Genomic DNA, 24,153 nt, shown 5'->3' with positions numbered 1-24,153 from the left:
AAAACCGCACCCCGCAAGGGTGCGGTTTTTTTCTGCCCGGAGGAATCCCATGCCGCGCAATACCCGCTGGCTGTTCTACCTGTCGCTGGCGGTCCTGACCTTCGTCGTCGGCGCCTGGCTGGTCCGTACGCCGGAACCGGCGCGACCGTTGCCGTGGCTGGCCGACTGGCAGGAGCAGGTGCTGGCGCCGTTGGCGGACAACGCCCTGACCCTGCGCCAGCTGCACGACGCGGTGGATGGCGAGTTGTGGGTGGACCCGCGCCTAGATGGCGTGCGCCTGGCCTTCCGTGGCCGCCTGCTGGGCGACGGCGGCCCCTGGCAGGTGGAAGGCGAGCTGGGCCTGAGCGCCGAGGAGCAACTGAGCCTGCAGCGGGCATCTGCGTTGCAGCCTGGCAGCGCGCCGCAGCCATTGAGCGCCGGATTGGAAGGACAGTTGGGCGACAAGCCGATCGTGGCGCTGAGCATGATTCCCGAAGGCAGGGTCGGTGCCGAGCGGCTGCTGGCCAGTCTCGGCCAGCCGCGCCTGCGCCTGCAACTGGCCCAGGGCGAGGCCTGGGTCTATCCGCAACTGGGCCTGACCGCGCACCTGCCGGACGACGACTTGCGACTGATGCTCGCGGTGCCGCGCCAGGCCCTGGAAAAACCGCCGCGTTGAGCTTTCAGCGCTCCAGGCGCAGCAGGTAGTCGTCGCCGCCCAACTGCCACATCTGCTGGCGAATCCAGGCCGCGCGCTGGCGTACGTAGGGGCCCGGCCTGGCCGCGCTCCATTTCAGCGGGCTGGGCAGCACCGCGGCGAGCTGGCTGGCCTGGGTGCGGCTCAGGCGCTCGGCGTCGAGGCCGAAGTGATAGCGTGCCGCAGCCTGCGCGCCGAAGACGCCCGGGCCCCATTCGGCGCTGTTCAGGTAGACCTCGAGAATCCGTTGCTTGGTCCAGAGCGTCTCGATCAGCAGGGTGAACCAGGCCTCCAGGCCCTTGCGCAGCCAACTGCGCCCGGACCAGAGGAAGACGTTCTTCGCCACCTGCTGGCTGAGCGTACTGGCGCCGCGGATACTGCCGCCGCGTTCGTTGTGCGCGAGGGCCTGCTGGATGGCCGGCAGGTCGAAGCCGTGGTGCTCGGCGAAGTGCTGGTCCTCGCCGGCGATCACCGCGACCTTCAGGCTGTCCGGCAACTGCTCCCAGGAGCGCCAGTCGCGCTGCAGGTCGATGGGCTGGCCGTCGACCCAGGAGCCGACCTTGCGTTCGACCATGACCATGGTCCCCGGTGGCGGCACCCAGCGCAGGACCGCGACCAGCACGACGCTGGCGGCCATGAACCAGAGCAGGTACTTGAACAGGCGGCGGAACAGGGATCGCAACATGCGCGGCTTGGCTTGGAAGAAGGGGGCGGCCATTATAGCGGGCTGGATGCTATCACCGGAGTCTTGTCCATGCTTCGTCCCTTCCTGTTGTTGGCGGCATTTTTCGGTTTCACCGGCGTGGCCCTCGGGGCGTTCGCCGCCCACGGCCTGAAGAAGCAGCTGAGCGCCGAGTACCTGGCGGTATTCCAGACCGGCGTGCACTACCAGTTGATCCATGCCCTGGCGCTGTTCGGCGTGGCGCTGCTCGCCACCCGCCTGGACGGCCGCCTGGTGAGCGCGGCGGGTGGCCTGTTCACGCTGGGCATCCTGCTGTTCTCCGGCAGCCTCTACCTGCTGACCCTAAGTGGCATCGGCAAGCTCGGCATCGTCACCCCGTTCGGCGGCGTCTCCTTCCTCGCCGGCTGGCTGTGCCTGGGGCTGGCCGCCTGGCGCCTGGGCAACGCCTGAGACCGGTTGCCTCAGGCGGCGCACTTGTCGACAAGGCGCCTTGGTCATCGGGGTGGATCGGGCTAGAATGCCGCTCCCTTTCACTTTCGTGACCGTCCAGCCATGCAGATTCAACTGAACGGCGAGCCCTTCGAGCTGCCCGACGCGCAGAGCGTCGCGGACCTGCTGGCCCGCCTGGAGCTTGGCGGCCGCCGCGTGGCCGTCGAGCTGAACCTGGATATCGTGCCGCGCAGCCAGCACGCCAGCACCGCGCTCAAGGATGGCGACCGCGTGGAGATCGTCCACGCCATCGGCGGCGGCTAGGCCTGGCCCCCGAACCCTTCCATCGGCCCCGCAAGCCTTTCCATCCAGGAGTCATCCGATGAGCCAAGCATCCAGTACCGATACCCCCTTCGTCATCGCCGGCCGTACCTATGGCTCGCGCCTGCTGGTGGGGACCGGCAAGTACAAGGACCTCGACGAGACCCGCCGGGCCATCGAGGCCTCCGGAGCGGAGATCGTCACGGTGGCGGTGCGGCGCACCAACATCGGGCAGAATCCCGGCGAGCCGAACCTGCTGGATGTGATCCCGCCGGATCACTACACCATCCTGCCGAACACCGCCGGCTGCTATGACGCGGTCGAGGCCGTGCGCACCTGCCGCCTGGCCCGCGAGCTGCTGGACGGGCACAACCTGGTCAAGCTGGAAGTCCTCGCCGACCAGAAGACCCTGTTCCCCAACGTCGTCGAGACCCTCAAGGCCGCCGAGCAACTGGTGAAGGACGGCTTCGACGTGATGGTGTACACCAGCGACGACCCGATCATCGCCCGCCAGCTGGCCGAGATCGGCTGCATCGCGGTGATGCCGCTGGCCGGCCTGATCGGCTCCGGCCTGGGCATCTGCAACCCCTACAACCTGCGCATCATCCTTGAGGAAGCCAAGGTCCCGGTGCTGGTCGACGCCGGCGTGGGCACCGCTTCCGATGCAGCGATCGCCATGGAGCTGGGTTGCGAGGCGGTGCTGATGAACACCGCCATCGCCCATGCCAAGGACCCGGTGATGATGGCCGAGGCCATGAAGCACGCGATCGTCGCCGGTCGTCTCGCCTACCTGGCCGGACGCATGCCGCGCAAGCTGTATGCCAGCGCCTCGTCGCCGCTGGACGGCCTGATCGACTGATACCGACTACCTGGGGCGGGCTGTCCGCCGGATGCGGGAAGCGTCCGGCAGGCAGCCCGCCCTTCTGTCTCTAGCAAGGTTTTCTTTTCCATGAGCGATACCCCGCAATCCCCGGCCCAGGACTCCCTGGCGGAACACGACGAAGCACGGCCGATGCGCACCGTGAAGAGCTTCGTGATGCGCGCCGGGCGTATGACCGAAGGCCAGCAGCGTGGCCTCGACCTGGGCTGGCCGAAGTTCGGCCTGGAACTGAGCGATGAGGTCCAGGACTTCGACGCGATCTTCGGTCGCCAGGCGCCGCGGACTTTCGAGATCGGTTTCGGCATGGGCCATTCCACCCTGGAAATGGCCGCCGCTGCGCCTGACATCGACTTCATCGGCGTCGAGGTGCACAAGCCGGGCGTCGGCGCGCTGCTCAACGGCCTGCTGACCCAGGGCCTGGGCAACGTGCGGGTGTATAGCTGCGACGCGCTGGAAGTGCTGCGCCACTGCGTGGCCGACGCCAGCCTCGATCGGCTGCTGCTGTTCTTCCCCGATCCCTGGCACAAGAAGCGCCACCACAAGCGGCGGATCGTCCAGCCGGAATTCGCCGAACTGGTGCGGCGCAAGCTGAAGGTCGGCGGCGTGCTGCACATGGCCACCGACTGGGAGCCCTATGCCGAGCACATGCTGGACGTCATGAGCGCGGCGCCGGGCTACCGCAACCAGGCCGAAGACGGCCGCTTCGTGCCGCGCCCGCAAGAGCGTCCGGTGACCAAGTTCGAGCGGCGCGGGGAGCGCCTGGGACATGGCGTCTGGGACCTCAAGTTCGAGCGCGTCGACTGATCCACCGCACCAGCGACGTACCCCTGGCGCCGAACCGGCGCCGGGACTCCAAGCAGACCGGGAACACCCGGCGGACCTCACCTTCAAGCTGCACGTTTCCCGGCTTCGGCCGGATCCAATAATAAGAGCGGCACGGCTCGGCCGGCTGCAAAGGAGACTGCTGTGTTGAAGAAACTGGGCATCCTGTTGCTCGGGGCCGGTTGCGCCTGGGCGGCGCAGGCCAAGGTAGACGAAGTCCAGGCCGCACGCCTGGACCAGGACCTGACCCCGCTGGGGGCGGAGCGGGCCGGCAACGCCGATGGCAGCATCCCGCCCTGGACCGGCGGCATCACCCAGGCGCCGGCCGGCTACCGGCCCGGCATGCATCACCTCGACCCGTTCGCCGCCGATCGTCCGCGCCTGGTCCTCGACAGCCGCAACATGGCCGCCTACCAGGCGCTGCTGACGCCGGGCACCCAGGCCTTGCTGCAGGCCAACCCGGACTACCACCTGCGGGTCTTCCCCACCCGCCGCAGCGCATCCCTGCCGCAGCGCCTGTACGACGCTACCCGCGCCAACGCCAGCCGCGCCGAGCTGATCGCCGACGGCAACGGCGTGCAGGGCGCTGCCGCCGGCGTGCCCTTCCCCCTGCCGCAGAGCGGCCAGGAAGCGATCTGGAACCACATCATGCGCTACCGCGGCGAGCAACTGCACCTGCAGACCAACCAGGCGGCGGTGCTGGCCAACGGCAGCTACAACCTGCTCAAGCTCGACCGCTACCTGTACTTCGTCTATGGCCGCGAGGGGATGATCCCGGAGAACCTCGACAACACGTTGTTCTACTACAAGTACAAGGTGGTCGCGCCGGCGCGCCTGGCCGGTTCGGCGCTGGTGGTGCAGGAAACCCTCGACCAGGTGCTGTCGATCCGCAAGGCCTGGCGCTTCAACCGTGGCGAGCGGCGCGTGCGCCGCTTGCCGACCCTGGCCTACGACAGCCTGCAGCCGGATACCAACGGCATGGCCACGGCGGACACCGTGGATGTCTACAACGGTGCACCGGACCACTACGAGTGGGCGTTGCTCGGCAAGCGCGAGATGCTGGTGCCTTACAACAGCTACGCGGTGCACCAGAAGGGCCTCGCCTATGGCGACATACTCAAGAGCCGCTTCATCAATCCCGACCTGCTGCGCTACGAGCTGCATCGCGTCTGGGTGGTCGAGGCGACCCTGCGCAAGGGCTTCAGCCATCCCTACGCCAAGCGCCGCTTCTACCTCGACGAAGACAGCTGGCAGATCCTCGCCGCCGACATCTACGACAAGGATGGCGTGCTGACCCGGGCCCAGGAAGTCCATCCGATCAACTACTACGATGTGCCGCTGGTCTCCAGCACCCTGGAAGCGATCTACGACTTCAAGGGCGGCCGCTACTTCGTCGATGGGCTGGACAACAACGAGCCGATGTACGACTTCGGCGTGCAGGTCGGGCCGCGCGACTTCACCCCGCAGGCGCTGCGCCGGGAGGGGAACTGAGGCGGACGGCCCTCAGACGATCAGCTCGGCGCCGCGTAGCGTGCCGTCGTCGTCCAGGCGCGCCGGCGCCGGGCTGATCTGCAGGTACTTGATGCTGTCCCGCGGAATCAGCAGCAGGTCGCCGTCGACCTCGACGCTGAGATAGGGCGTGTCCAGTTGCTGACGGATGCTGCGGGCAACCTCGGCCGGGTCGTCCTGCTGGCGCGGGAAGCGCAGCGACAGGCGCTGGCCGTCGGTGAAATGCAGGTAGAGGTGCTTGATCGGTTTCATGCGGGCTCCCGGAGGCCATGACGCTCTTGGGGACGGCGCTGGCCGCCGGGAGACCGGGGGCTCAGCTGCGATCGGCGATCATGCCGATCACGAAGAACACTAGCAGGAGCACGGGCGCCAGGGTGTAGTTGTTGAAGTAGCCGAGGCCCTTGGCCAGCCAGGGGGTGACGAAGACCATCGCCAGGCCGTAGCCGACCGCGCAGATCAACACGAACAGCAGGGTGCGGAAGACGAAGTTGAGGCTGCCGATGCGCTGCTGTACCCAGGCGTTGATCGCCGGGCCGAACAGCACCAGCAGGGTGGCCATGATGGCCAGGGAAATGTCCGACAGGTGGCTGCGGCTCCAGCGCGACAGGGTGGCGATCAGGTCCAGCGCGTAATCCATCGAGGGTTCCTTGTAACGAATCGGCGTGTCGGTCGGCGGAGTTTACCTGCCTGCCGGCACGGATGGGCGTGCATCCGTCGTCACGGCAGGAAATGTTGCAGCAGGTCGTTGAGGAACAGCTGGCCGCGTTCGCTGGGACGCAGGTGCTGCGGGTCGTCGGCGAGCAGCCCGGCGTCGCGCGCGGCGGCGCAGGCATCGGCGATCGCCGCCAGTGGCTGGCCGGTGCGCTGCGGGTAGAGCGCGGCGGGGACGCCGTCGACCAGGCGCAGCACGTTCATCATGAACTCGAATGGCAGGTCGGCCGCTTCCAGCGGGCGCTCGCCGGCCTGGAAGGCCTTTTGCGGGTTGAGGTAGTCCTTCGGCAGGCGGGTCTTCCAGGTCCGCACGATGCGTCCGTCCGGCGCGCTCAGCTTGGCGTGGGCGCCGGCGCCGATGCCGAGGAAGTCGCCGAAGCTCCAGTAGTTCAGGTTGTGCCGGGCGCGCAGGCCGTCGCGGGCGTAGGCGGAGGTCTCGTACTGGCGGTAGCCGTGCTCGTCGAGCAGGGCCTGGCCGGCTTCCTGGATGTCCCAGAGGATGTCGTCCTCGGGCAGCTCCGGCGGCTGGCTCCAGAACACCGTGTTCGGCTCCATGGTCAGTTGGTACCAGGAGAGGTGCGTGGGGGCCAGGGCGAGGGCCTGGCGCAGGTCGGCCAGGGCGTCGTCGAGGCTCTGCCCGGGCAGGCCGTGCATCAGGTCGAGGTTGAAGTTGTCGAAGCCGGCCTGGCGCGCCATGTCGGCGGCGCGCACTGCCTCGGCGCCGTCGTGGATGCGCCCCAGGGCCTGCAGCTTGTCGGCCTGGAAGCTCTGCACGCCGATGGACAGGCGATTGATGCCGAGGCGCCGGTAGTCGGCGAACTTGACCTGTTCGAAGGTGCCGGGATTGGCTTCCAGGGTGATCTCGATGCCGTCGGCGAAGCCGACCCTGCGCTCGACGCCTTCCAGTAGCCGGCCCAGGGCCTTGGCCGAGAACAGGCTGGGCGTGCCGCCGCCGAAGAAGATCGAACCCAGGCGCCGGCCGTGGACATGGCGCAGGTCTTGCTCCAGGTCGGCGAGCAGGGCGTCGACATAGGCCTCTTCGGGCAGCTCCGGGCCAGCGGCGTGGGAGTTGAAGTCGCAATACGGGCACTTGCGCACGCACCACGGGATGTGCACGTACAGGGCCAGGGGCGGGAGCTGGAACGGGGTGGCTTGGGTCACGGCGGGGCGGGGTGGAGGCGGTTTCGGGGCGCTATCGTGGCATGAGTTCGGCCAACCTCCAAGGCGGCCGGACGAAACGCCGTGCCGACGCCGCCCGGGGGCGCCGCCGGCGGTTGCGGCTCAGAGACCCAGGCGCTGCTTGAGCAGGGCCATGGCGCGGGCTCGGTGGCTGAGGCGGTTCTTCTCCTCGGGCGCCAGCTCGGCGCTGGAGCAGTCGCGTTCCGGCACCCAGAACAGCGGGTCGTAGCCGAAGCCGTGGGCGCCGCGGGCTTCGCGGAGGATGCGGCCTTCCCAGATGCCCTCGCAGAGGATCGGCAGCGGGTCGTCGGCGTGGCGCACCAGCGCCAGCACGCTGACGAACTGTGCGCCGCGCTCGGCGTCCGGGACATCCTTCATGGCCTCCAGCAGCTTGGCGTTGTTCGCCGCGTCGCCCCGGCCGTCGGCATAGCGCGCCGAGTAGATGCCCGGCGCGCCGCCGAGGAAGTCCACCGCCAGCCCGGAGTCGTCGGCCAGCGCCGGCAGGCCGGAGAGGCGTGCGGCGTTGCGTGCCTTGAGGATGGCGTTCTCGACGAAGGAAAGACCGGTTTCCTCCGGTTCCACCTGGCTGAACTCGCCGATCGAGCGCACCTTCACGCTGGCGCCGAGCATGGCCTGGAGTTCCTTGAGTTTGCCGGCATTGTGGCTGGCCAGCACCAGCTGTTCGAGCTTGATCATTCGTCCGGGAAGATTTCCTTGTTGAAACTGAAGGTTTGCGCAGGTTCGCCCTTGGCCTCGACCTTGATGGTGAAGACCAGGGTCTCGCGCTGGCTGATCGGGAATTGCGCCAGGTTGTAGATGGCGCCTTCCTCGCTGACTCGGCGGAACTCCAGGGGGATGACCTTGCCGGTCAGGTCCTTGGCCGAGCCGGTCACGGCGGCCTCTACCGGCTTGCCTTTCTCCATCGGCACCACGTTGATCACGCCCTGCGCCTTGCTGCGTACCAGGCCGACCGCGCTGGCCACGTTGGGCTGGAGGAAGCTGGAGTTGAACACGTTGTAGTGGACGTCCAGGTCGCCGAAGCGCTGCACCTGCTCGGCGAGGACCGGCAGGCTCAGGCAGAGGCCGAGGACGAAAGCGGTGAAGCGGCGCATGATGGTTTCTCCTGAAAGGTGGCATGGACGTTGTCCATGGTCTGCTGCCGGCGGCCTTGGCCGGCTTCGGCAGCGCTCTCCCGAGGACGAGCGGAGGGGCGCCCGGCCCTGGCCCGCAGCCTGGCGCGTTCCTAGACGGCGAGGTTGCGGGTCTGCACTCCGGGTCCGGTGACCCGGTAGATTCCAATCTCACCCAATAGATTAGGCCACAGCCGGCTGGCCCAGCCATGCCGGTGGTCACGGTCTACGGCCAGGCGGTCGAGCACGCGCATGCGCAACTGGCGGCACAGGCGCTCGAAGTCCTGGAAGGTGCAGAAATGGATGTTCGGCGTGTTGTACCAGGTATACGGCAGGAACTCGGAGACCGGCATCCGGCCGTTGCGCGCCAGGTACCAGCGGCAGCGCCAGTGGCCGAAGTTGGGGAAAGTGATGATGCAGGTCTTGCCGACCCGCAGCATCTCTTCGAGGATCTTGTCCGGATAGTGCACGGCCTGTAGCGCCTGGGTCATCACCACCACGTCGAAGCTGTCGCTGGCGAAGTTGCCCAGGCCCTTGTCGAGGTCCTGCTCGATCACGTTCACCCCGTTTTCGATGCAACGGGCGATGTTGTCGGGATCGATCTCCAGGCCGTAGCCGCTGACCTGCTTGTGGTCGCGCAGCCAGGCCAGGAGTTCGCCGTCGCCGCAGCCGAGGTCGAGGACGCGGCTGCCGGCGGGAATCCATTCCTGGATGATTTCGAGATCGGCGCGCATCGGATCCTCACACGCTGATGCGGTTCATGTAACCGCTGAAGGCTTGCAGGTACCGGGGGATCGGCATGAGGAAGGCGTCGTGGCCTTGCGGGGCGTCGATCTCCAGGTAGCTGACGTTCTTTTTCGCCGCGATCAGGGCGTCGACGATTTCCCGCGAGCGGGCCGGCGAGAAACGCCAGTCGGTGGTGAAGGACATCAGGCAGAAGTCCGCCTCGACGCCCTCCAGGGTGCGCACCAGGTCGTCGCCGTGGGCGGCGGCGGGGTCGAAATAGTCCAGCGCCTTGGTCATCAGCAGGTAGGTATTGGCGTCGAAGCGGGTGGAGAACTCCTCGCCCTGGTAGCGCAGGTAACTCTCGACCTGGAACTCGACGCTGTGCAGGTCGTAGTTGAGCTTCTCGGTCTTCAGTACGCGGCCGAACTTGGCGCCCATGGCGTCGTCGGACAGGTAGGTGATATGGCCGACCATCCGCGCCAGCTTGAGGCCGCGCTTGGGAATCACGCCCTGTTCCTGGAAGTAGCCGCCGAGGAACTCAGGGTCGGAAAGAATCGCCTGCCGGGCGACTTCGTTGAAGGCGATGTTCTGCGCCGACAGCTTCGGCGCGCTGGCGATGCACAGGCAGTGACGGACGCGTTCGGGGTAGCTGATGGTCCATTGCAGCGCCTGCATGCCGCCGAGGCTGCCGCCGACCACCGCGGCCCACTGGCGGATGCCGAGGCGGTCTGCCAGGCGCGCCTGGCTATGCACCCAGTCTTCCACCGTGACCATCGGGAAGTCCGCGCCGTAGACCTTGCCGGTCGCCGGATTGATGCTGGCGGGGCCGCTGGAACCGTTGCAACCGCCGAGGTTGTTGAGGGCGACGACGAAGAACTTGCGGGTGTCGATCGGCTTGCCCGGACCGATGCAGCTGTCCCACCAGCCCGGCTTGCGCTCGTCGACGCTGTGGTAGCCGGCGGCGTGGTGGTGGCCGGAGAGGGCGTGGCAGATCAGCACCGCGTTGCTCTGCGTGGCATTCAGCTCGCCGTAGGTTTCGATCACCAGGTCGTACTCGGCCAGGGACTTGCCGCTGGTCAGCTCGAGCGGTTCGTTGAAGTGCAGCGTCTGGGGGGAGACCAGACCGACGGAGTCGTCGGGGAAGACTGTGGGCATCGACCCTGCTCTCGAACAAAGGAGGGCGCCAGTCTAAAGAGCGTCGCCCCCAGCGGCAAGCGCGCTGGCGCGCGCCGTGGGAGCGGGGTCAGGCGCGCTGCGAGCCGGGCAGGTTGACCACCTTGGCCTGGCGCTGCAGGGGCGAGGGGCGGCGCAACTGGCGGAGGATGTCGCCGGCTTCGCGCAACTGTTCCTGCAATTCCCCGGCGAACCCGGCGAAGGCCTGGCTGCGCTGGCGTACCTGCTGGGTCTCCTGGGCCAGGCCCTTGAGGCGGAGCATGTGGCTTTCGAGCAACTGTTTGTTTTCCAGGGTGTGCTGCATCAGCGGCATCAGCGCGTCGTTGGCCCAGCGCTCGGTTTCCTCGCGCAGGCGCTGGTGCAGGCCGACCACCTCCTGCACCAGGGTGGCGAAGAAGCGCCGGGTCAGCAGGCGTTGCTCGGTAAGCACGGTCTTCAGCTGCAGGCGGAACTGGCCGCCCTTCTTCTTCAGTTGCAACAGTTCGCGCTGGTAGCGCTGGACCCGTAGCTGCGGCGCGTCGAGGGCGTAGAGCGGGTTCTCCTCGTTGTGCCGGCGGTAGATGGCGGCGACCATGCGGTTGGCCATGCCGGCCTCGTGCTCGAGGTTGTCGAGGTCGTGCTCCACCGCGCGGAAGAACGCCAGGATCGCCTGGTTGATGCCGACCGTGGTCAGGCTGCCGTTGAGGTTGCGCCGCACCTTCTGTAGGTGCTGTTCCATGCGTTCGCTGCGGATCGTCTCGCGCAGCGTCGCGCCCTGGTGCTGCAGCAGGCGCTGGTTGGTCTTCAGGTTGAGCAGGCGGCGGTGGTGGCGGCCGTGGTCGTCCTTGGTCTTCGCGGTCAGTTCGAACAGCAGTTGGCCGCTGTCGCGCTGCTTGTCGTCGAGCAGCGCGCGCTGTTCCTCGACCTTCTCCAGGCGCAGGCGCAGCAGATGCTGGCTGTTGTGCAGCAGGCCAAGGACCTGGCCGAGCACGGAGTTCTCCAGCAGCGCTTCCTTCTGCGCGACGATGCGCTCGCAGAGCAGCGCTTCCAGCCGATCCAGGCGACTGCGTTCGAGCAGCGCCGGTTCGCCGCGGACCTTGGCCAGCAGCGCCTGCTTCGCCGACAGCGGCAGCACGTCGCCGCGCTGCAGGCCGAGCTGGCGGGCCGTGCCGTCCTGGATCAGGCGGATGGCGTTCTGTACGAAGCGCTCGCCGGAAAGGTCGTCCCAGAGCACGTCGATCTTGTTCAGCACGGCGAACAGGCTGCTGTGGCCGTCCTCGCGCAGTGGCTGGATGTACTTCTGCCAGATTTCCATGTCCGAGGCGGTGACACCGGCGTCGGCGGACAGCAGGAACAGGATCGCCTGGGCGTTGGGCAGCATCGACAGGGTCAGCTCCGGCTCGCTGCCGAGGGCATTCAGGCCAGGCGTGTCGAGGATCCGCAGGCCCTGGCGCAGCAGCGGGTGGTCGAAGTTGACCAGGGCGTGGCGCCAGGCCGGGACGCGCACCTGGTCGGGCTCGTCGGCGGCTTCCAGGGCGTCCGGGTGGAAGCCGAGCTGGATCGCCTGTTCCACCGGCAGCGCCTTGGTCTTGGCGACCTGGGCGAAGGCCTGGGCCATGCCCTCCGGGTCGCCGGTGTCCAGCGGAATGTTCACCCAGTGGCGCGGCACGCGCTTGAACTGGGCGACGCTGGCGTCGGCCAGGCGCGTCTCGATCGGCAGCAGGCGGATGTAGCTGCGCTCGGCGCGCGGATCGTGGAACAGCTCGGTGGGGCACATGGTGGTGCGTCCGGCGTGGGACGGCAGCATGCGCTGGCCGTAGCCGGCGAAGAACAGGCTGTTGATCAGCTCGGTCTTGCCACGCGAGAACTCGCCGACGAAGGCCAGGGTGATGTGGTCCGCGCGCAGTTGGCGCAGGGCGCGTTCGAGCTTGGCCTCGACCGCCGGGCTGTTCAGCCGGCTGCGCTCCAGCCAGCCGCGATAGCGGGTGATTTCCCGCATCAGCTCGCGCTTCCAGGCGACGTAGGCGTCGATTTGATGGCTGAGTCTTTCCATGCTCATCCAGGGGCTCCAGGGCGCGGGACCGGCGGGGGAAGGATGGCGTGGATTATGCGGGGGAGCGGGGGAGCGTCAATTGGCCTGCTTCACATTCCTGCACGTAAGGTCGGTCAAGCGGGTCGAGCGGCGATCCCCAGTTCCTCCGGCAATCGGGTCGGACGGCGGATGCGCACCCGTTTCTGCCGGTTCAGCTCGCCGCTTTCGAGACTCACCAGGCTCTTGGCCACGCCGAAGGCCTTGCCGAGGAAGGCCAGCAGATGGGCGTTGGCCTTGCCCTCCACCGGCGGTGCGGTGAGGCGGATCTTCAGGCGCTCGCCGTGCAGCCCGGCGAACTCGTCGCGGCTCGCCTTGGGCTGCAGGTGGCAATCGAGGAGCAGGTCCTCGCCGTCCCAGCGGTAGAAGCTCAGAGGAAAATGCTCAACTGCTGGGGCATGCCGGTCATGGCCGCCAGGTTGTTGATCACCAGCATGTCGATCAGCTTCAGCGCGAGGAACGCGAAGATCGGCGAGAGATCCAGTCCGCCGAGGTTCGGCAGGAGCTTGCGGAACGGCATCAGCAGCGGTTCGCAGATCTGGTTCACCAGTTGCGCGCCGGGGTTGTAGCTGCCCGGGGCGACCCAGGAAAGGATCACGCTGATGATCAGGGCGAAGAAGAACACCTTCAGGAACAGCGAGGTGACGGCGATGATCGACCAGATCAGCAGTTGCATGATGAAGCCGCCGACGCCGTAGCCCATCAGCATCAGGATCAGGATCATCAGCACCAGTTGGATCAGGATCGCCAGCACCAGCGAGGCCAGGTCGATCCCGCCGAAGCCGGGGATGATCCGCCGCAGCGGGTTCAGCAGCGGCTTGGTGGCGCGCACGATGAACTGGCTGAGGGGGTTGTAGAAGTCCGCGCGGACCAGTTGCAGGATGAAGCGCAGCAGCACGATCAGCAGGTAGAGGCTGCCGAGGGTCTGGAGGATATAGATAGCAGCGGTGTTGAGGCCGATCATCGACTACTCCTTATTGGCCAAGCTGTTCGGCCAGCTCGGCGGAGCGCTGGCTGGCGGCGTTCAGGGCCTGCTCCACCAGTGCTTCGAAGCCGTTGGCCTGGAAGGATTTGATCGCCGCCTCGGTGGTGCCGTTGGGCGAAGTCACCCGGCGCCGCAGTTCGGCCGGCTCGACCTCGCTGGACAGCGCCATCTGCGCCGCACCGAAGGCGGTCTGCAGGGTCAGGCGCGAGGCTGTCTCGCGGGACAGGCCGAGCTTCTCGCCGGCGTCGGTCATGGCCTGCATCAGCAGGAAGAAATACGCCGGGCCGCTGCCCGACACCGCGGTCACCGCGTCGATCTGCGCTTCGTCGTCCAGCCACAGGGCGATGCCTACCGCAGACAGCAACTGCCCGGCCTGCTCGCGTTGCGCGGCGCTGACCTGCGCGTTGGCGTACAGCCCACTGGCGCCCTGGCGCAGCAGCGCCGGGGTGTTGGGCATGCAGCGGACCACCGGGCGCGGCTGGCCGAGCCAGGCTTCGAGGCTGGCGCAGGGGATGCCGGCGGCGATGGAGACGATCAGTTGCTCCGGCTTCAGCGCCGGCGCCAAGGCCTGGCACACGGCTTTCATGGCCTGCGGCTTGACCGACAGGACCACGACGTCGGCGTCGGCCACGGCCTCGGCGTTGGACTCGACCACGTCGATGGCGAACTCGCCGGCGATCTTCGCGCGTTGCTCGGCGCCCGGGTCGCTGGCGCGGATCTGCGCCGCCGGCACGCCTTGGGCGCGCAGGCCGCCGATCAGGCTGGCGGCCATGTTGCCGGCGCCGATGAACGCTATGCGGGGTGTGCTCATAGGGGATTCCTTCAAGAAGCCGGCGCGCCGTAGTCGCGGGCGCCGAACAGGGCGGTACCGATGCGGACCCAGGTCGCACCTTCGCCGATGGCTGCCTCGAGGTCGTCGCTCATGCCCATGGACAGGGTGTCCAGGCCAAGGTTCAGGTCCAGCAGCAGTTCGCGCAGGCGGGCGAACGCGGCGTGTTGCGCGGCGCGTTCGGCGGTGGGTTCGGGGATGGCCATCAGGCCACGCAATCGGAGGTTGGGCAGTTGCTTCACGGCCTCGGCCAGGGCCGGCAGGTCCTCGGGGGCGCAGCCGGACTTGCTGGCTTCGCCGCTGACGTTGACCTGCAGGCAGACATTCAGGGGCGGCAGCCCGGCCGGGCGTTGCTCCGACAGGCGCTGCGCGATCTTCAACCGGTCCACCGAGTGCACCCACTGGAAATGCTCGGCGATGGGCCGCGTCTTGTTCGACTGGATGGGGCCGATGAAGTGCCAGTTCAAGGGTAGGTCGGCCAGTTCGGCCTGCTTGCCGAGGGCCTCCTGCAGGTAGTTTTCGCCGAAGTCGCGAAGGCCGGCGGCGTGCGCCTCGCGCACCGCGGCGGCGGGCTTGGTCTTGCTCACGGCGAGCAGGCCGACCGTGGCCGGATCGCGCCCCGCAGCTTGCGCTGCCTCACGGATGCGCGCGGCAACCTTTGCAATATTCTCTGCTATCGTGGACATTACCTGCGCCCTATGGAAGTGCGGTCGGCGTCGGCTCGACGCCCTCGAAACCGCCGGCCTCGATGGCCATCTTCCTGTTCCAGTGTCGAGGTTCCGCGTCTGGCGCAGGACACCACGCGTGTCCTGGAAGCACCCTGGCTCATCCGGTGTTTTCCTTGTCCGAGACGGCGGCTTTGGCGGCATTCTACCTGCTTGCTTGTAATTGGGGAGTCCCATGGATATTACCGAGCTGCTCGCCTTCAGTGCCAAACAGGGCGCTTCGGACCTGCACCTCTCCGCCGGCCTGCCACCCATGATCCGGGTGGATGGCGATGTACGCCGGATCAACCTGCCACCGCTGGAACACAAGCAGGTGCATGCGCTGATCTACGACATCATGAACGACAAGCAGCGCAAGGACTTCGAGGAATTCCTCGAGACCGACTTCTCCTTCGAGGTGCCGGGCGTCGCGCGTTTCCGGGTCAACGCCTTCAACCAGAACCGTGGCGCCGGCGCGGTATTCCGGACCATTCCCTCCAAGGTACTGACCATGGAGGAGCTTGGCATGGGAGAAGTGTTCAAACGTGTTTCAGACGTCCCGCGCGGGTTGGTACTGGTCACCGGGCCGACCGGTTCGGGCAAGTCCACCACCCTGGCGGCGATGCTCGATTACCTGAACAACACCAAGTACCACCACATCCTCACCATCGAGGACCCGATCGAATTCGTCCACGAATCGAAGAAGTGCCTGGTCAACCAGCGCGAGGTGCATCGCGACACCCTCGGCTTCAGCGAAGCGCTGCGCTCGGCGCTGCGGGAGGACCCGGACATCATCCTGGTCGGCGAGATGCGCGACCTGGAAACCATCCGCCTGGCCCTGACCGCGGCGGAGACCGGCCACCTGGTATTCGGCACCCTGCACACCACCTCGGCGGCGAAGACCATCGACCGGGTGGTCGACGTGTTCCCGGCCGAGGAAAAGGCCATGGTTCGCTCGATGCTCTCCGAGTCGCTGCAATCGGTGATCTCGCAGACCCTGATCAAGAAGATCGGCGGCGGCCGGGTGGCGGCCCACGAGATCATGATCGGCACCCCGGCGATCCGCAACCTGATCCGCGAGGACAAGGTCGCGCAGATGTATTCGGCGATCCAGACCGGCGGCTCGCTGGGCATGCAGACCCTCGACATGTGCCTCAAGGGCCTGGTCGCCAAGGGCCTGATCAGCCGCGAGAACGCCCGCGAGAAGGCGAAGATCCCGGAAAACTTCTGATCCTGGCGCCGATCCGCCGCGCTTCGCCCGAATCCCGGAACTGCGTCTAGGATTCAAGAGCGGGAGAGCGGTACCGTAGGCGCATTCCTACCTATCCTTGCCGGCGAGCGCGTCCAGCGCCCGCTCGCCCGTATCCGGCTCGCCGTCGCGGCGCGCCCCTGAGTGAGCGAGAACATCATGGAATTCGAAAAGCTGCTGCGCCTGATGGTGGAAAAGGGCGGCTCCGACCTGTTCATCACCGCCGGCGTACCGCCGTCGATGAAGGTCAACGGCCGGGTGATGCCGGTGACCAAGACGCCGCTGTCGCCGGAGCAGACCCGCGAGACCGTGCTAGGCGTGATGAACGAGCAGCAGCGCCGCGATTTCGCCGAGAACCATGAGTGCAACTTCGCCATCAGCGCCCGCGGCATCGGCCGCTTCCGGGTCAGTGCCTTCTACCAGCGCAACCTGGTGGGCATGGTATTGCGCCGGATCGAGACCAACATCCCGACCCTGGAAGAGCTGAAGCTCCCGGAAATCCTCAAGAAGCTGGCGCTGACCAAGCGCGGCCTGGTGATCTTCGTCGGCGCCACCGGCACCGGCAAGTCCACCTCGCTGGCGGCGATGATCGGCTACCGCAACAAGAACTCCACCGGGCACATCATCTCCATCGAGGACCCGATCGAGTACATCCACCAGCACCAGGGCTGCATCGTCACCCAGCGCGAGGTGGGGCTGGACACCGACTCCTTCGAGGTGGCGCTGAAGAACACCCTGCGCCAGGCGCCGGACGTGATCATGATCGGCGAGGTGCGCTCGCGGGAGACCATGGACCACGCCGTGGCCTTCGCCGAGACCGGCCACCTGTGCCTGGCGACCCTGCACGCGAACAACGCCAACCAGGCGCTGGAGCGGATCATCCACTTCTTCCCGGCCGACCGTCATGGCCAGGTGTGGATGGACCTGTCGCTGAACCTCAAGGCCATCGTCGCCCAGCAACTGGTGCCGACCCCCGACGGCAAGGGGCGGCGGGCGGTGATCGAGGTGCTGCTGAACACCCCGCTGGCCGCCGACCTGATCCGCAAGGGCGAGGTGCACGAGCTGAAGCCGCTGATGAAGCGCTCCACCGAGCAGGGCATGCAGACCTTCGACCAGGCGCTGTACCAGCTCTACACCCAGGGCGAGATCACCTACGAGGACGCCCTGGCCCACGCCGACTCGGCCAACGACCTGCGTCTGATGATCAAGCTCGGTTCGGAAAGCGACGCCGACCACCTGTCGAGCCTGACCCAGGGCCTGAGCCTGGAAATCACCGACGACGACCCTGCCGGCCGGCGCTTCCGCTGAACCGTCTTCAGTAGGCCAGCGGCTCCTCGGCCTGGGCGCAGGCCGAGGTTTCCAGTTGCAGGGTGCTGTGTTCGATCTCGTAGCGGTCGTGCAGCAGCGCCTTCACCGTTCCCAGCAGCGCCTCGGCATCGACCAGGGCCGGGTCGTACACCAGATGGCTGGTCAGGCTGATCTTGCCGCTGGTGATCGACCACACATGCAGGTCGTGCAGCCCGGTCACGCCGGGAATCCCCAGCAGCGCTTCGCGCAGCTCGGCCAACTGGATTTCCTTCGGCACCCCTTCGAGCAACACATGCAGGCTCTCGCGCAGCAGGATCCAGGTGCGCGGCAGGACCCAGAAACCGATCAGCACCGCCACCAGCGAGTCGACCCAGGCCCAGCCGGTGAAACGGATCACGATCGCGGCGACGATCACCCCCAGCGAGCCGAGCATGTCGCTCCAGACCTCCAGGTAGGCGCCCTTGACGTTCAGGCTGTTGCCCTGGGCCGGCGCCAGCAGGCGCATGCTGGCCAGGTTCACCAGCAGGCCGAGCACGGCGATCACCAGCATGCCCACGGACTGGATCTCCGCCGGCTGGTTGAGCCGCTCGTAGGCCGCGTAGAGGATATAGAAGGCCACGCCGAACAGGAGGAAGGCGTTGAACGCCGCGGCGAGGATCTCGAAGCGGTGGTAGCCGTAGGTCAGGCGATCGTTGGTCGGGCGCCTGGCGATGTTGATCGCGGCCAGGGCGATGGCCAGGGCCACGGCGTCGGTGAGCATGTGCGCGGCATCGGAGATCAGTGCCAGGCTGCCGGTGAGGATGCCGCCGACGACCTCGGCGACGAGGAAGCTTCCGGTCAGCAGCAACGCCCATTTCAGGCGGGTCGAGTTGGTCTGGGCGAAGCTGTGCTCGTGTCCGGCGCTCATGGCGGCTCCTGTGGGGCGGTGGCGGCAGCACCAGCCTACAGGATAGGCAATTGCAAAACTGTCATGCACCGGGCCGCTCTGGCGCGGCGTCCGCCGCTCCGCTAACCTGCGGCTCAAGCGCGGCCGCAGCCGCGCACGGAACGAGGGGGACGCATGACTCAACAGCACGACACCCATAGCAAGGCCATCGGCTACCTGCTGTGGATCTTCGGTTTCACCGGTTCGCACCGCTTCTATTACGGCAAGCCGATCACCGGGACGATCTGGTTCTTCACCTTCGGCCTGTTCTTCATCGGCTGGATCATCGACCTGTTCCTCATCCCGTCGATGGACCGCGAGGCCGACCGGCGCTTCCAGGGCGGCAACCTGGACTACAACGTGGCCTGGATCCTGCTGACCTTCCTCGGCGTGCTCGGCGTGCACAGGATGTACATGGGCAAGTGGATCACCGGGATCATCTACCTGTTCACCGGCGGCCTGTTCTTCCTCGGCGTGCTCTACGACTTCTGGACCCTCAACGGACAGGTGTCCGAGCGCAACGGGCCGCAGCGCATCTGAGGCTCGTCGCCAGGTGCGAGAAGCCCGCCATCCGGCGGGCTTTTTCATGGGTGGCGCCACGGTCGGCAGGGAATTCCTCCGGCGGGACTTAAGGAACCAAAGGTTCTAACGTTCTACCTGTAGGTTATTGGCGCCCGCGCGCGCCAGCCCCTATGGTCTGCAAGCCCCAGAACGGATAGGTGCAATGGCTCACGAGGCCGCGCACCGTATCGCTCCGTGCGGAAACACCGAAAGGAGAAAAGATGACTTCCGACTCACGTCCCGCCGTGCTCGACCTGATCGGCAACACCCCGCTGGTTCGCGTGACGCGCTTCGATACCGGCCCCTGCACCCTGTACCTCAAGCTCGAATCGCAGAACCCCGGCGGCTCCATTAAGGATCGCATCGGTGTCGCCATGATCGAGGCCGCCGAGCGTGACGGCCGCCTGCGGCCCGGTGGCACCATCGTCGAGGCCACCGCCGGCAACACCGGTCTCGGCCTGGCCCTGGTCGGTCGCGCCAAGGGCTACCGGGTGGTGCTGGTGGTGCCGGACAAGATGTCCACCGAGAAGGTCCTGCACCTGCGCGCCATGGGCGCCGAGGTGCACATCACCCGCTCGGACGTCGGCAAGGGCCATCCGGAGTACTACCAGGACGTTGCCGCGCGCCTGGCGCAGGACATTCCCGGCGCCTTCTTCGCCGACCAGTTCAACAACCCGGCCAACCCGCTGGCCCACGAGTGCGGCACCGGCCCGGAGCTCTGGGCGCAGACCGGCCACGATCTCGACGCCATCGTCGTCGGCGTCGGCTCCTCCGGTACCCTGACCGGCCTTACCCGGTTCTTCCAGAAGGTCCAGCCGGAGCTGGAGATGGTGCTCGCCGATCCCGAGGGCTCGATCATGGCCGAGTACTCCCGCTCCGGCACCCTGGGTACGCCGGGTTCCTGGGCGGTGGAGGGCATCGGCGAGGACTTCGTACCGGCCATCGCCGACCTCTCCAGCGTGCGCCATGCCTATTCCATCAGCGACGAGGAAAGCTTCGCCATGGCCCGCGAACTGTTGCGCGTCGAGGGCATTCCCGGCGGCTCCTCCACCGGCACCCTGCTGGCCGCGGCGCTGCGCTTCTGCCGCGAGCAGAAGGAGCCGAAGCGGGTGGTCAGCTTCGTCTGCGACACCGGCACCCGCTACCTGTCGAAGATCTACAACGACCAGTGGATGACCGACCAGGGCCTGCTGCAACGCAAGCACTACGGCGACCTGCGCGACATCATCGCGCGGCGCTTCGAGGAGGGCCGGGTGATCAGCGTCGGTCCGGACGACACCCTGCTCACCGCCTTCCAGCGCATGCGCCTGGCCGACGTTTCGCAATTGCCGGTGCTGGACGATGGAAAACTGGTCGGTGTGATCGACGAGTCGGATATCCTGCTCGGCGTCCACGCCGACGCGCCACGCTTCCGCGATGCGGTAAGCAGCGCGATGAACGCCGCGCCGGAAACCCTCGCGCCCGGCGCCAGCCTGGCCCAGTTGCAGGCGGTCCTGGACCGCGGCCTGGTGGCGATCGTTGCCGATGCCAGCGGCTTCCACGGCCTGATCACCCGTTTCGACCTGTTGAACCATTTGCGGAGAAAGCTCACATGAGCCAGCACGACCAGCATCCCGACGCCCCGGCCCAGGCCTTCGCGACCCGGGTCATCCACGCCGGGCAGGCCCCCGATCCCTCGACCGGCGCGATCATGCCGCCGATCTATGCCAACTCCACCTATATCCAGGAAAGCCCCGGGGTACACAAGGGGCTCGACTACGGCCGCTCGCACAACCCGACCCGCTGGGCCCTGGAGCGCTGCGTGGCCGACCTCGAGGGCGGCAACCAGGCCTTCGCCTTCGCCTCCGGCCTGGCGGCGATCTCCTCGGTGCTGGAGCTGCTCGACGCCGGTTCCCACATCGTTTCCGGCAATGACCTCTACGGCGGTACCTTCCGCCTGTTCGAGCGGGTCCGCCGGCGCAGCGCCGGGCATCGCTTCAGCTTCGTCGACCCGACCGACCTGCAGGCCTTCGAGGCCGCGCTGACCCCGGAAACCCGCATGGTCTGGGTGGAAACCCCGAGCAACCCGCTGCTGCGCCTCACCGACCTGCGCGCCATCGCCCAGCTCTGCCGCGCCCGCGGCATCATCAGCGTGGCCGACAACACCTTCGCCAGCCCCTACATCCAGCGCCCCCTGGAACTGGGCTTCGACGTGGTGGTGCACTCCACCACCAAGTACCTGAACGGCCATTCCGACGTGATCGGCGGCATCGCCATCGTCGGCGACAACCCGGACCTGCGCGAGCGCCTGGGCTTCCTGCAGAACTCGGTGGGCGCCATCTCCGGGCCGTTCGACGCCTTCCTCACCCTGCGTGGGGTGAAGACCCTGGCGCTGCGCATGGAGCGCCATTGCAGCAACGCCCTGGCCCTGGCCCAGTGGCTGGAGCGCCAGCCGCAGGTGGCGCGGGTCTACTACCCCGGCCTGGCTTCGCACCCGCAGCATGAGCTGGCGAAACGGCAGATGCGTGGCTTCGGCGGGATGATCTCCCTCGACCTGCGCTGCGACCTGGCCGGCGCCCGGCGCTTCCTGGAGAACGTGCGGATCTTCTCCCTGGCGGAGAGCCTGGGCGGGGTGGAAAGCCTGATCGAGCATCCGGCGATCATGACCCACGCCAGCATCCCGGCGGAAACCCGCGCCGACCTGGGCATCGGTGACTCGCTGATCCGCCTGTCGGTGGGCGTCGAGGCGCTGGAGGACCTGCAGGCCGACCTGGCGCAGGCACTGGCGAAGATCTGAGGCTCCGCAGGGAGCGGCGCCGACCGGCGCGGCTGCCGGCCATCGGGTGTTCCCGGCGAGCATGCCTCGGCGGATAACGCTCCGCGTTATTCGCCCTGCCGTTGAGGCGGGTTGGTGGCAGAGGTTGGGATAGGGCGCCCACCCCGGCAACGGATACGCCCCCGGAATCGCGAACGCGAAGATGAAAAAGCCCGCCGGATGGCGGGCTTTTTCGTGGTGGCAGGGATCAACCCTCGTGGGTCAGGTGTCCGTCCACCAGGGTGTAACGCACTCGTCCCGGCAGGCAGTGACCGACGAACGGGCTGTTCTGCCCCTTCGAGTACCAGCTCTCACCGGCCAGGGTCGAACCCTGCGGGTCGAACAGCACCAGGTCGGCGGCCTGGCCGACCGCCAGGCGCCCGGCAGGCAGGCGTAGTGCCTGGGCCGGGCCGTGGGAGAGGCGGGCGAGCAGGGTCGGCAGGTCGAGCAGGCCGTCCTGCACCAGCGTCATCGCCAGCGGCAGCAGCAACTCGGCGCCGCTGATGCCCGGCTCGGTGGCGGCGAACGGCGCGTTCTTGGCGTCCGCCTCGTGGGGTTGGTGGTGGCTGGCGATGGCTTGTACCACGCCGCTCTTTACCGCCTCGCGCAGGGTTTCGCGGTCGGCCCTGGTGCGCAGCGGCGGTTGCACGTGGTAGAGGCTGGAGAAGCCCACCAGCGCTTCGTCGGTGAGGATCAACTGGTACAGCGCCACGTCGCAGGTCACCGGCAGGCCACGGGCCTGGGCCTGGGCGACGAGTTCGATGCCGCGGGCGCTGGTCAACTGGCTGAAGTGCGCGCGCACGCCGCTCTGTTCCACCAGCAGCAGGTTGCGGGCCAGGGCCACGGTCTCGGCGGTCTCCGGGATCCCCGCGAGGCCGAGGAAGCTGGCGGTCGGGCCTTCGTGGGCGAGGCCGCCTTCGGCGAGATCGGTGTCCTGCGAGGTGAAGATCACCGTCAGGTCGAAGGTCGCCGCGTACTCCAGGGCGCGCCGCAGGATGCGGTTGCTGGCGAAGCCATGCAGGCCATTGGTGAAGGCCACGCAACCGGTGTCGCGCAGGGCCACCAGTTCCGACAGTTGCTCGCCGCCGAAGCCGCGGGTCAGCGCGCCGATGGGGTAGACCTTGGCGTTGCCGGCCTCGCGGGCGCGGTCGAGGATCAGCTCGGCCACCGCCGGGGTGTCCAGCACCGGCCGGGTGTAGGGCGGGCAGCACAGGCTGGTGGTGCCGCCGGCCGCGGCGGCGCGGGTCTCGCTTTCGACGTTGCCCTTGCGTCCATAGCCCGGCTCGCGCAGGGCGACGCTCAGATCGACCAGTCCCGGCGCGGCCACCAGGCCGGCGCCGTCGAGGGTCTTCTGGGCGCTGAAGCCGGCCGGCGCGGCGCCGATGGCGACGATCTTGCCAGCCTCGATGTGGAGGTCGCCGACCTGGTCCAGGCCACTGGCCGGGTCGATGACACGGGCGCCTCGGATACTGATGGTCATTCGGCGTCCTCCTGTTCCAGCTGGCGTTGGGTGTTCTGGCCGCTCATGGCCATGGACAGCACCGCCATGCGGATGGCGATGCCGTAGGTGACCTGGTTGAGGATCACCGACTGGGCCCCGTCGGCCACCGCCGACTCGATCTCCACGCCACGGTTGATCGGGCCAGGGTGCATGACGATGGCATCCGGCTTGGCCAGCTTCAGGCGCTTCTCGGTCAGGCCGTAGAGCTTGAAGAACTCGCCCTCGCTGGGTAGCAGGCCACCCTGCATGCGCTCGCGTTGCAGGCGCAGCATGATCACCACGTCGACGTTCTTCAGGCCTTCGTCGGCGTTGGTGAACACGCGCACGCCGTACTGCTCTTCCAGGCCGATCGGCAAGAGGGTGCGCGGGGCGATCACGCGGATGTCCGGGCAACCCAGGGTCTTGAGCGCCAGCATGTTCGAACGGGCTACTCGCGAATGCAGGATATCGCCGACGATCGCCACCGATAGCTGCTCGAAGTTCCCTTTGTGTCGGCGGATGGTCAGCATGTCGAGCATCCCCTGGGTGGGGTGCGCGTGGCGGCCGTCGCCGCCGTTGATCACCGCCACGTTGGGGCTGACGTGCTCGGCGATGAAGTGCGCCGCGCCCGAGTCGCTGTGGCGCACCACGAACATGTCGGCGGCCATCGCCTCCAGGTTGCGCAGGGTGTCGGTGAGCGTCTCGCCCTTGCTGGTGGAAGAAGTGGATACGTTCAGGCTGATCACGTCGGCCGACAGCCGCTGGGCGGCCAGCTCGAAGGTGGTGCGGGTGCGCGTGGAGTTCTCGAAGAACACGTTGCAGACGGTCTTGCCGCGCAGCAGCGGGACCTTTTTCACCGCGCGGGCGCCGACCTCCAGGAAGGAATCGGCGGTATCGAGGATTTCGGTGAGCAGCTCGCGGGGCAATCCGTCGAGCGAGATGAAGTGGCGCAGCTGGCCCTGGTCGTTGAGCTGCAGCGGGCGCTTGGCGTCTGTCGGCATGGGGCAGGCCCTAG

27 protein-coding genes are annotated in these 24,153 nt (G+C 67.5%); 11 read left to right on the top strand and 16 right to left on the bottom strand.

The window, feature by feature from the left end; genetic code table 11:
- The first annotated feature begins 49 nt into the window (after nt 1-49).
- Nucleotides 50-655, top strand: coding sequence for a hypothetical protein (locus tag HMPREF3014_RS17490; protein WP_003084511.1), 606 nt, complete (start codon nt 50-52; stop codon nt 653-655).
- Between the two features lie 4 nt (nt 656-659).
- Here the strand turns inward: HMPREF3014_RS17490 and mtgA are convergent, their stop codons facing one another.
- Nucleotides 660-1,391 carry a monofunctional biosynthetic peptidoglycan transglycosylase gene (gene mtgA, locus HMPREF3014_RS17485; protein WP_003100972.1) on the bottom strand — a complete coding sequence of 244 codons (732 nt, stop codon included), beginning with the start codon at nt 1,389-1,391 and terminating at the stop codon, nt 660-662.
- Between the two features lie 36 nt (nt 1,392-1,427).
- Between mtgA and HMPREF3014_RS17480 the strand changes: the two genes are divergently transcribed.
- The 5 genes from HMPREF3014_RS17480 (at nt 1,428) to HMPREF3014_RS17460 (ending at nt 5,298) form a co-directional block, all read left to right on the top strand.
- Nucleotides 1,428-1,805 carry a DUF423 domain-containing protein gene (locus tag HMPREF3014_RS17480; RefSeq protein WP_003084513.1) on the top strand — a complete coding sequence of 126 codons (378 nt, stop codon included), beginning with the start codon at nt 1,428-1,430 and terminating at the stop codon, nt 1,803-1,805.
- A gap of 102 nt (nt 1,806-1,907) precedes the next feature.
- On the top strand, nt 1,908-2,108 hold the full coding sequence (gene thiS / locus HMPREF3014_RS17475; protein ID WP_003084514.1) for a sulfur carrier protein ThiS: 201 nt from the start codon (nt 1,908-1,910) through the stop codon (nt 2,106-2,108).
- A 58-nt stretch (nt 2,109-2,166) separates the two neighbouring features.
- Nucleotides 2,167-2,964: a thiazole synthase gene (locus HMPREF3014_RS17470; protein WP_003459252.1), complete on the top strand. Its 798-nt coding sequence runs from the start codon at nt 2,167-2,169 to the stop codon at nt 2,962-2,964.
- A gap of 153 nt (nt 2,965-3,117) precedes the next feature.
- The gene (gene trmB, locus HMPREF3014_RS17465; RefSeq protein ID WP_003118800.1) at nt 3,118-3,789 is read left to right on the top strand and encodes a tRNA (guanosine(46)-N7)-methyltransferase TrmB; all 672 of its coding nucleotides are present in this window, start codon (nt 3,118-3,120) and stop codon (nt 3,787-3,789) included.
- A gap of 162 nt (nt 3,790-3,951) precedes the next feature.
- Nucleotides 3,952-5,298: a DUF1329 domain-containing protein gene (locus tag HMPREF3014_RS17460; protein WP_003114884.1), complete on the top strand. Its 1,347-nt coding sequence runs from the start codon at nt 3,952-3,954 to the stop codon at nt 5,296-5,298.
- A gap of 12 nt (nt 5,299-5,310) precedes the next feature.
- Here HMPREF3014_RS17460 and HMPREF3014_RS17455 read toward each other — a convergent pair whose 3' ends face one another.
- The 12 genes from HMPREF3014_RS17455 to HMPREF3014_RS17400 form a co-directional block, all read right to left on the bottom strand.
- Complete coding sequence (locus tag HMPREF3014_RS17455; protein WP_003084524.1) at nt 5,311-5,568, bottom strand: hypothetical protein; 258 nt, start codon at nt 5,566-5,568, stop codon at nt 5,311-5,313.
- A 61-nt stretch (nt 5,569-5,629) separates the two neighbouring features.
- Nucleotides 5,630-5,953, bottom strand: coding sequence for a DUF3392 domain-containing protein (locus HMPREF3014_RS17450; protein WP_003084525.1), 324 nt, complete (start codon nt 5,951-5,953; stop codon nt 5,630-5,632).
- An 80-nt stretch (nt 5,954-6,033) separates the two neighbouring features.
- Nucleotides 6,034-7,188, bottom strand: a complete 1,155-nt coding sequence (gene hemW, locus HMPREF3014_RS17445) for a radical SAM family heme chaperone HemW (protein ID WP_003114885.1) — start codon at nt 7,186-7,188, stop codon at nt 6,034-6,036.
- Nucleotides 7,189-7,308: 120 nt separating this feature from the next.
- Nucleotides 7,309-7,902 (bottom strand): RdgB/HAM1 family non-canonical purine NTP pyrophosphatase, encoded by a 594-nt coding sequence (rdgB, locus tag HMPREF3014_RS17440; RefSeq protein ID WP_003084527.1) that lies wholly within the window; start codon nt 7,900-7,902, stop codon nt 7,309-7,311.
- Nucleotides 7,899-8,318, bottom strand: a complete 420-nt coding sequence (locus HMPREF3014_RS17435) for a DUF4426 domain-containing protein (RefSeq protein WP_003100965.1) — start codon at nt 8,316-8,318, stop codon at nt 7,899-7,901. Before HMPREF3014_RS17435 ends, rdgB begins: the two co-directional genes overlap by 4 nt.
- Nucleotides 8,319-8,449: 131 nt before the next feature.
- Nucleotides 8,450-9,070, bottom strand: a complete 621-nt coding sequence (metW, locus tag HMPREF3014_RS17430; protein WP_003084530.1) for a methionine biosynthesis protein MetW — start codon at nt 9,068-9,070, stop codon at nt 8,450-8,452.
- A gap of 7 nt (nt 9,071-9,077) precedes the next feature.
- Nucleotides 9,078-10,217: a homoserine O-succinyltransferase MetX gene (locus tag HMPREF3014_RS17425; protein ID WP_003084535.1), complete on the bottom strand. Its 1,140-nt coding sequence runs from the start codon at nt 10,215-10,217 to the stop codon at nt 9,078-9,080.
- An 88-nt stretch (nt 10,218-10,305) separates the two neighbouring features.
- On the bottom strand, nt 10,306-12,273 hold the full coding sequence (locus HMPREF3014_RS17420; protein WP_070734423.1) for a dynamin-like GTPase family protein: 1,968 nt from the start codon (nt 12,271-12,273) through the stop codon (nt 10,306-10,308).
- A 107-nt stretch (nt 12,274-12,380) separates the two neighbouring features.
- Entirely contained in the window at nt 12,381-12,677 is a 297-nt protein-coding gene (locus HMPREF3014_RS17415; RefSeq protein WP_031628111.1) for a DUF167 domain-containing protein, read from the bottom strand.
- Nucleotides 12,674-13,267, bottom strand: a complete 594-nt coding sequence (locus HMPREF3014_RS17410) for a YggT family protein (RefSeq protein WP_003084544.1) — start codon at nt 13,265-13,267, stop codon at nt 12,674-12,676. Before HMPREF3014_RS17410 ends, HMPREF3014_RS17415 begins: the two co-directional genes overlap by 4 nt.
- Before the next feature lie 10 nt (nt 13,268-13,277).
- On the bottom strand, nt 13,278-14,099 hold the full coding sequence (gene proC / locus HMPREF3014_RS17405) for a pyrroline-5-carboxylate reductase (RefSeq protein WP_003142635.1): 822 nt from the start codon (nt 14,097-14,099) through the stop codon (nt 13,278-13,280).
- 11 nt (nt 14,100-14,110) lie between these two features.
- Entirely contained in the window at nt 14,111-14,803 is a 693-nt protein-coding gene (locus HMPREF3014_RS17400; protein WP_003084549.1) for a YggS family pyridoxal phosphate-dependent enzyme, read from the bottom strand.
- Between the two features lie 214 nt (nt 14,804-15,017).
- On the opposite strand from HMPREF3014_RS17400, the gene pilT reads away from it, so the two are divergent.
- Together pilT and pilU are read left to right on the top strand one after the other, a co-directional pair.
- Nucleotides 15,018-16,052: a type IV pilus twitching motility protein PilT gene (gene pilT / locus HMPREF3014_RS17395; RefSeq protein WP_003084552.1), complete on the top strand. Its 1,035-nt coding sequence runs from the start codon at nt 15,018-15,020 to the stop codon at nt 16,050-16,052.
- 177 nt (nt 16,053-16,229) lie between these two features.
- Complete coding sequence (gene pilU / locus HMPREF3014_RS17390; RefSeq protein WP_003100959.1) at nt 16,230-17,378, top strand: type IV pilus ATPase PilU; 1,149 nt, start codon at nt 16,230-16,232, stop codon at nt 17,376-17,378.
- Nucleotides 17,379-17,385: 7 nt separating this feature from the next.
- On the opposite strand, the gene czcD is transcribed toward pilU, so the two are convergent.
- Entirely contained in the window at nt 17,386-18,285 is a 900-nt protein-coding gene (gene czcD, locus HMPREF3014_RS17385) for a CDF family zinc transporter CzcD (protein ID WP_003100957.1), read from the bottom strand.
- Between the two features lie 153 nt (nt 18,286-18,438).
- Between czcD and HMPREF3014_RS17380 the strand changes: the two genes are divergently transcribed.
- From HMPREF3014_RS17380 to HMPREF3014_RS17370, 3 genes are all read left to right on the top strand, one after another.
- Complete coding sequence (locus HMPREF3014_RS17380; RefSeq protein ID WP_003084560.1) at nt 18,439-18,843, top strand: NINE protein; 405 nt, start codon at nt 18,439-18,441, stop codon at nt 18,841-18,843.
- A gap of 242 nt (nt 18,844-19,085) precedes the next feature.
- Nucleotides 19,086-20,459: a pyridoxal-phosphate dependent enzyme gene (locus tag HMPREF3014_RS17375; RefSeq protein ID WP_015502220.1), complete on the top strand. Its 1,374-nt coding sequence runs from the start codon at nt 19,086-19,088 to the stop codon at nt 20,457-20,459.
- Entirely contained in the window at nt 20,456-21,640 is a 1,185-nt protein-coding gene (locus HMPREF3014_RS17370) for a cystathionine gamma-synthase (protein WP_023086800.1), read from the top strand. The genes HMPREF3014_RS17375 and HMPREF3014_RS17370 overlap by 4 nt, the downstream gene beginning before the upstream one ends.
- A gap of 226 nt (nt 21,641-21,866) precedes the next feature.
- Here the strand turns inward: HMPREF3014_RS17370 and HMPREF3014_RS17365 are convergent, their stop codons facing one another.
- Nucleotides 21,867-23,138, bottom strand: a complete 1,272-nt coding sequence (locus HMPREF3014_RS17365; protein WP_003118805.1) for a dihydroorotase — start codon at nt 23,136-23,138, stop codon at nt 21,867-21,869.
- The gene (locus HMPREF3014_RS17360) at nt 23,135-24,139 is read right to left on the bottom strand and encodes an aspartate carbamoyltransferase catalytic subunit (RefSeq protein WP_017148568.1); all 1,005 of its coding nucleotides are present in this window, start codon (nt 24,137-24,139) and stop codon (nt 23,135-23,137) included. Before HMPREF3014_RS17360 ends, HMPREF3014_RS17365 begins: the two co-directional genes overlap by 4 nt.
- Nucleotides 24,140-24,153 lie beyond the last annotated feature (14 nt).

The sequence above is a fragment of the Pseudomonas sp. HMSC065H01 genome (assembly GCF_001815235.1).
GTDB classification, from domain to species: domain Bacteria; phylum Pseudomonadota; class Gammaproteobacteria; order Pseudomonadales; family Pseudomonadaceae; genus Pseudomonas; species Pseudomonas aeruginosa.
This window is presented reverse-complemented; position numbering and strand designations above follow the sequence as displayed.

What these genes read in the sequence shown, in the direction of transcription:
- HMPREF3014_RS17420 (WP_070734423.1), bottom strand. Translation starts at nt 12,273, where the DNA reads ATGAGCATGGAAAGACTCAGCCATCAAATCGACGCCTACGTCGCCTGG.
- proC (WP_003142635.1), bottom strand. Translation starts at nt 14,099, where the DNA reads ATGAGCACACCCCGCATAGCGTTCATCGGCGCCGGCAACATGGCCGCC.
- HMPREF3014_RS17490 (WP_003084511.1), top strand. Translation starts at nt 50, where the DNA reads ATGCCGCGCAATACCCGCTGGCTGTTCTACCTGTCGCTGGCGGTCCTG.
- HMPREF3014_RS17360 (WP_017148568.1), bottom strand. Translation starts at nt 24,139, where the DNA reads ATGCCGACAGACGCCAAGCGCCCGCTGCAGCTCAACGACCAGGGCCAG.
- HMPREF3014_RS17375 (WP_015502220.1), top strand. Translation starts at nt 19,086, where the DNA reads ATGACTTCCGACTCACGTCCCGCCGTGCTCGACCTGATCGGCAACACC.
- HMPREF3014_RS17400 (WP_003084549.1), bottom strand. Translation starts at nt 14,803, where the DNA reads ATGTCCACGATAGCAGAGAATATTGCAAAGGTTGCCGCGCGCATCCGT.
- metW (WP_003084530.1), bottom strand. Translation starts at nt 9,070, where the DNA reads ATGCGCGCCGATCTCGAAATCATCCAGGAATGGATTCCCGCCGGCAGC.
- HMPREF3014_RS17425 (WP_003084535.1), bottom strand. Translation starts at nt 10,217, where the DNA reads ATGCCCACAGTCTTCCCCGACGACTCCGTCGGTCTGGTCTCCCCCCAG.
- HMPREF3014_RS17365 (WP_003118805.1), bottom strand. Translation starts at nt 23,138, where the DNA reads ATGACCATCAGTATCCGAGGCGCCCGTGTCATCGACCCGGCCAGTGGC.
- mtgA (WP_003100972.1), bottom strand. Translation starts at nt 1,391, where the DNA reads ATGGCCGCCCCCTTCTTCCAAGCCAAGCCGCGCATGTTGCGATCCCTG.
- HMPREF3014_RS17455 (WP_003084524.1), bottom strand. Translation starts at nt 5,568, where the DNA reads ATGAAACCGATCAAGCACCTCTACCTGCATTTCACCGACGGCCAGCGC.
- HMPREF3014_RS17410 (WP_003084544.1), bottom strand. Translation starts at nt 13,267, where the DNA reads ATGATCGGCCTCAACACCGCTGCTATCTATATCCTCCAGACCCTCGGC.
- HMPREF3014_RS17370 (WP_023086800.1), top strand. Translation starts at nt 20,456, where the DNA reads ATGAGCCAGCACGACCAGCATCCCGACGCCCCGGCCCAGGCCTTCGCG.
- czcD (WP_003100957.1), bottom strand. Translation starts at nt 18,285, where the DNA reads ATGAGCGCCGGACACGAGCACAGCTTCGCCCAGACCAACTCGACCCGC.
- rdgB (WP_003084527.1), bottom strand. Translation starts at nt 7,902, where the DNA reads ATGATCAAGCTCGAACAGCTGGTGCTGGCCAGCCACAATGCCGGCAAA.
- HMPREF3014_RS17380 (WP_003084560.1), top strand. Translation starts at nt 18,439, where the DNA reads ATGACTCAACAGCACGACACCCATAGCAAGGCCATCGGCTACCTGCTG.
- trmB (WP_003118800.1), top strand. Translation starts at nt 3,118, where the DNA reads ATGCGCACCGTGAAGAGCTTCGTGATGCGCGCCGGGCGTATGACCGAA.
- HMPREF3014_RS17470 (WP_003459252.1), top strand. Translation starts at nt 2,167, where the DNA reads ATGAGCCAAGCATCCAGTACCGATACCCCCTTCGTCATCGCCGGCCGT.
- HMPREF3014_RS17480 (WP_003084513.1), top strand. Translation starts at nt 1,428, where the DNA reads ATGCTTCGTCCCTTCCTGTTGTTGGCGGCATTTTTCGGTTTCACCGGC.
- thiS (WP_003084514.1), top strand. Translation starts at nt 1,908, where the DNA reads ATGCAGATTCAACTGAACGGCGAGCCCTTCGAGCTGCCCGACGCGCAG.
- HMPREF3014_RS17450 (WP_003084525.1), bottom strand. Translation starts at nt 5,953, where the DNA reads ATGGATTACGCGCTGGACCTGATCGCCACCCTGTCGCGCTGGAGCCGC.
- pilU (WP_003100959.1), top strand. Translation starts at nt 16,230, where the DNA reads ATGGAATTCGAAAAGCTGCTGCGCCTGATGGTGGAAAAGGGCGGCTCC.
- HMPREF3014_RS17435 (WP_003100965.1), bottom strand. Translation starts at nt 8,318, where the DNA reads ATGCGCCGCTTCACCGCTTTCGTCCTCGGCCTCTGCCTGAGCCTGCCG.
- pilT (WP_003084552.1), top strand. Translation starts at nt 15,018, where the DNA reads ATGGATATTACCGAGCTGCTCGCCTTCAGTGCCAAACAGGGCGCTTCG.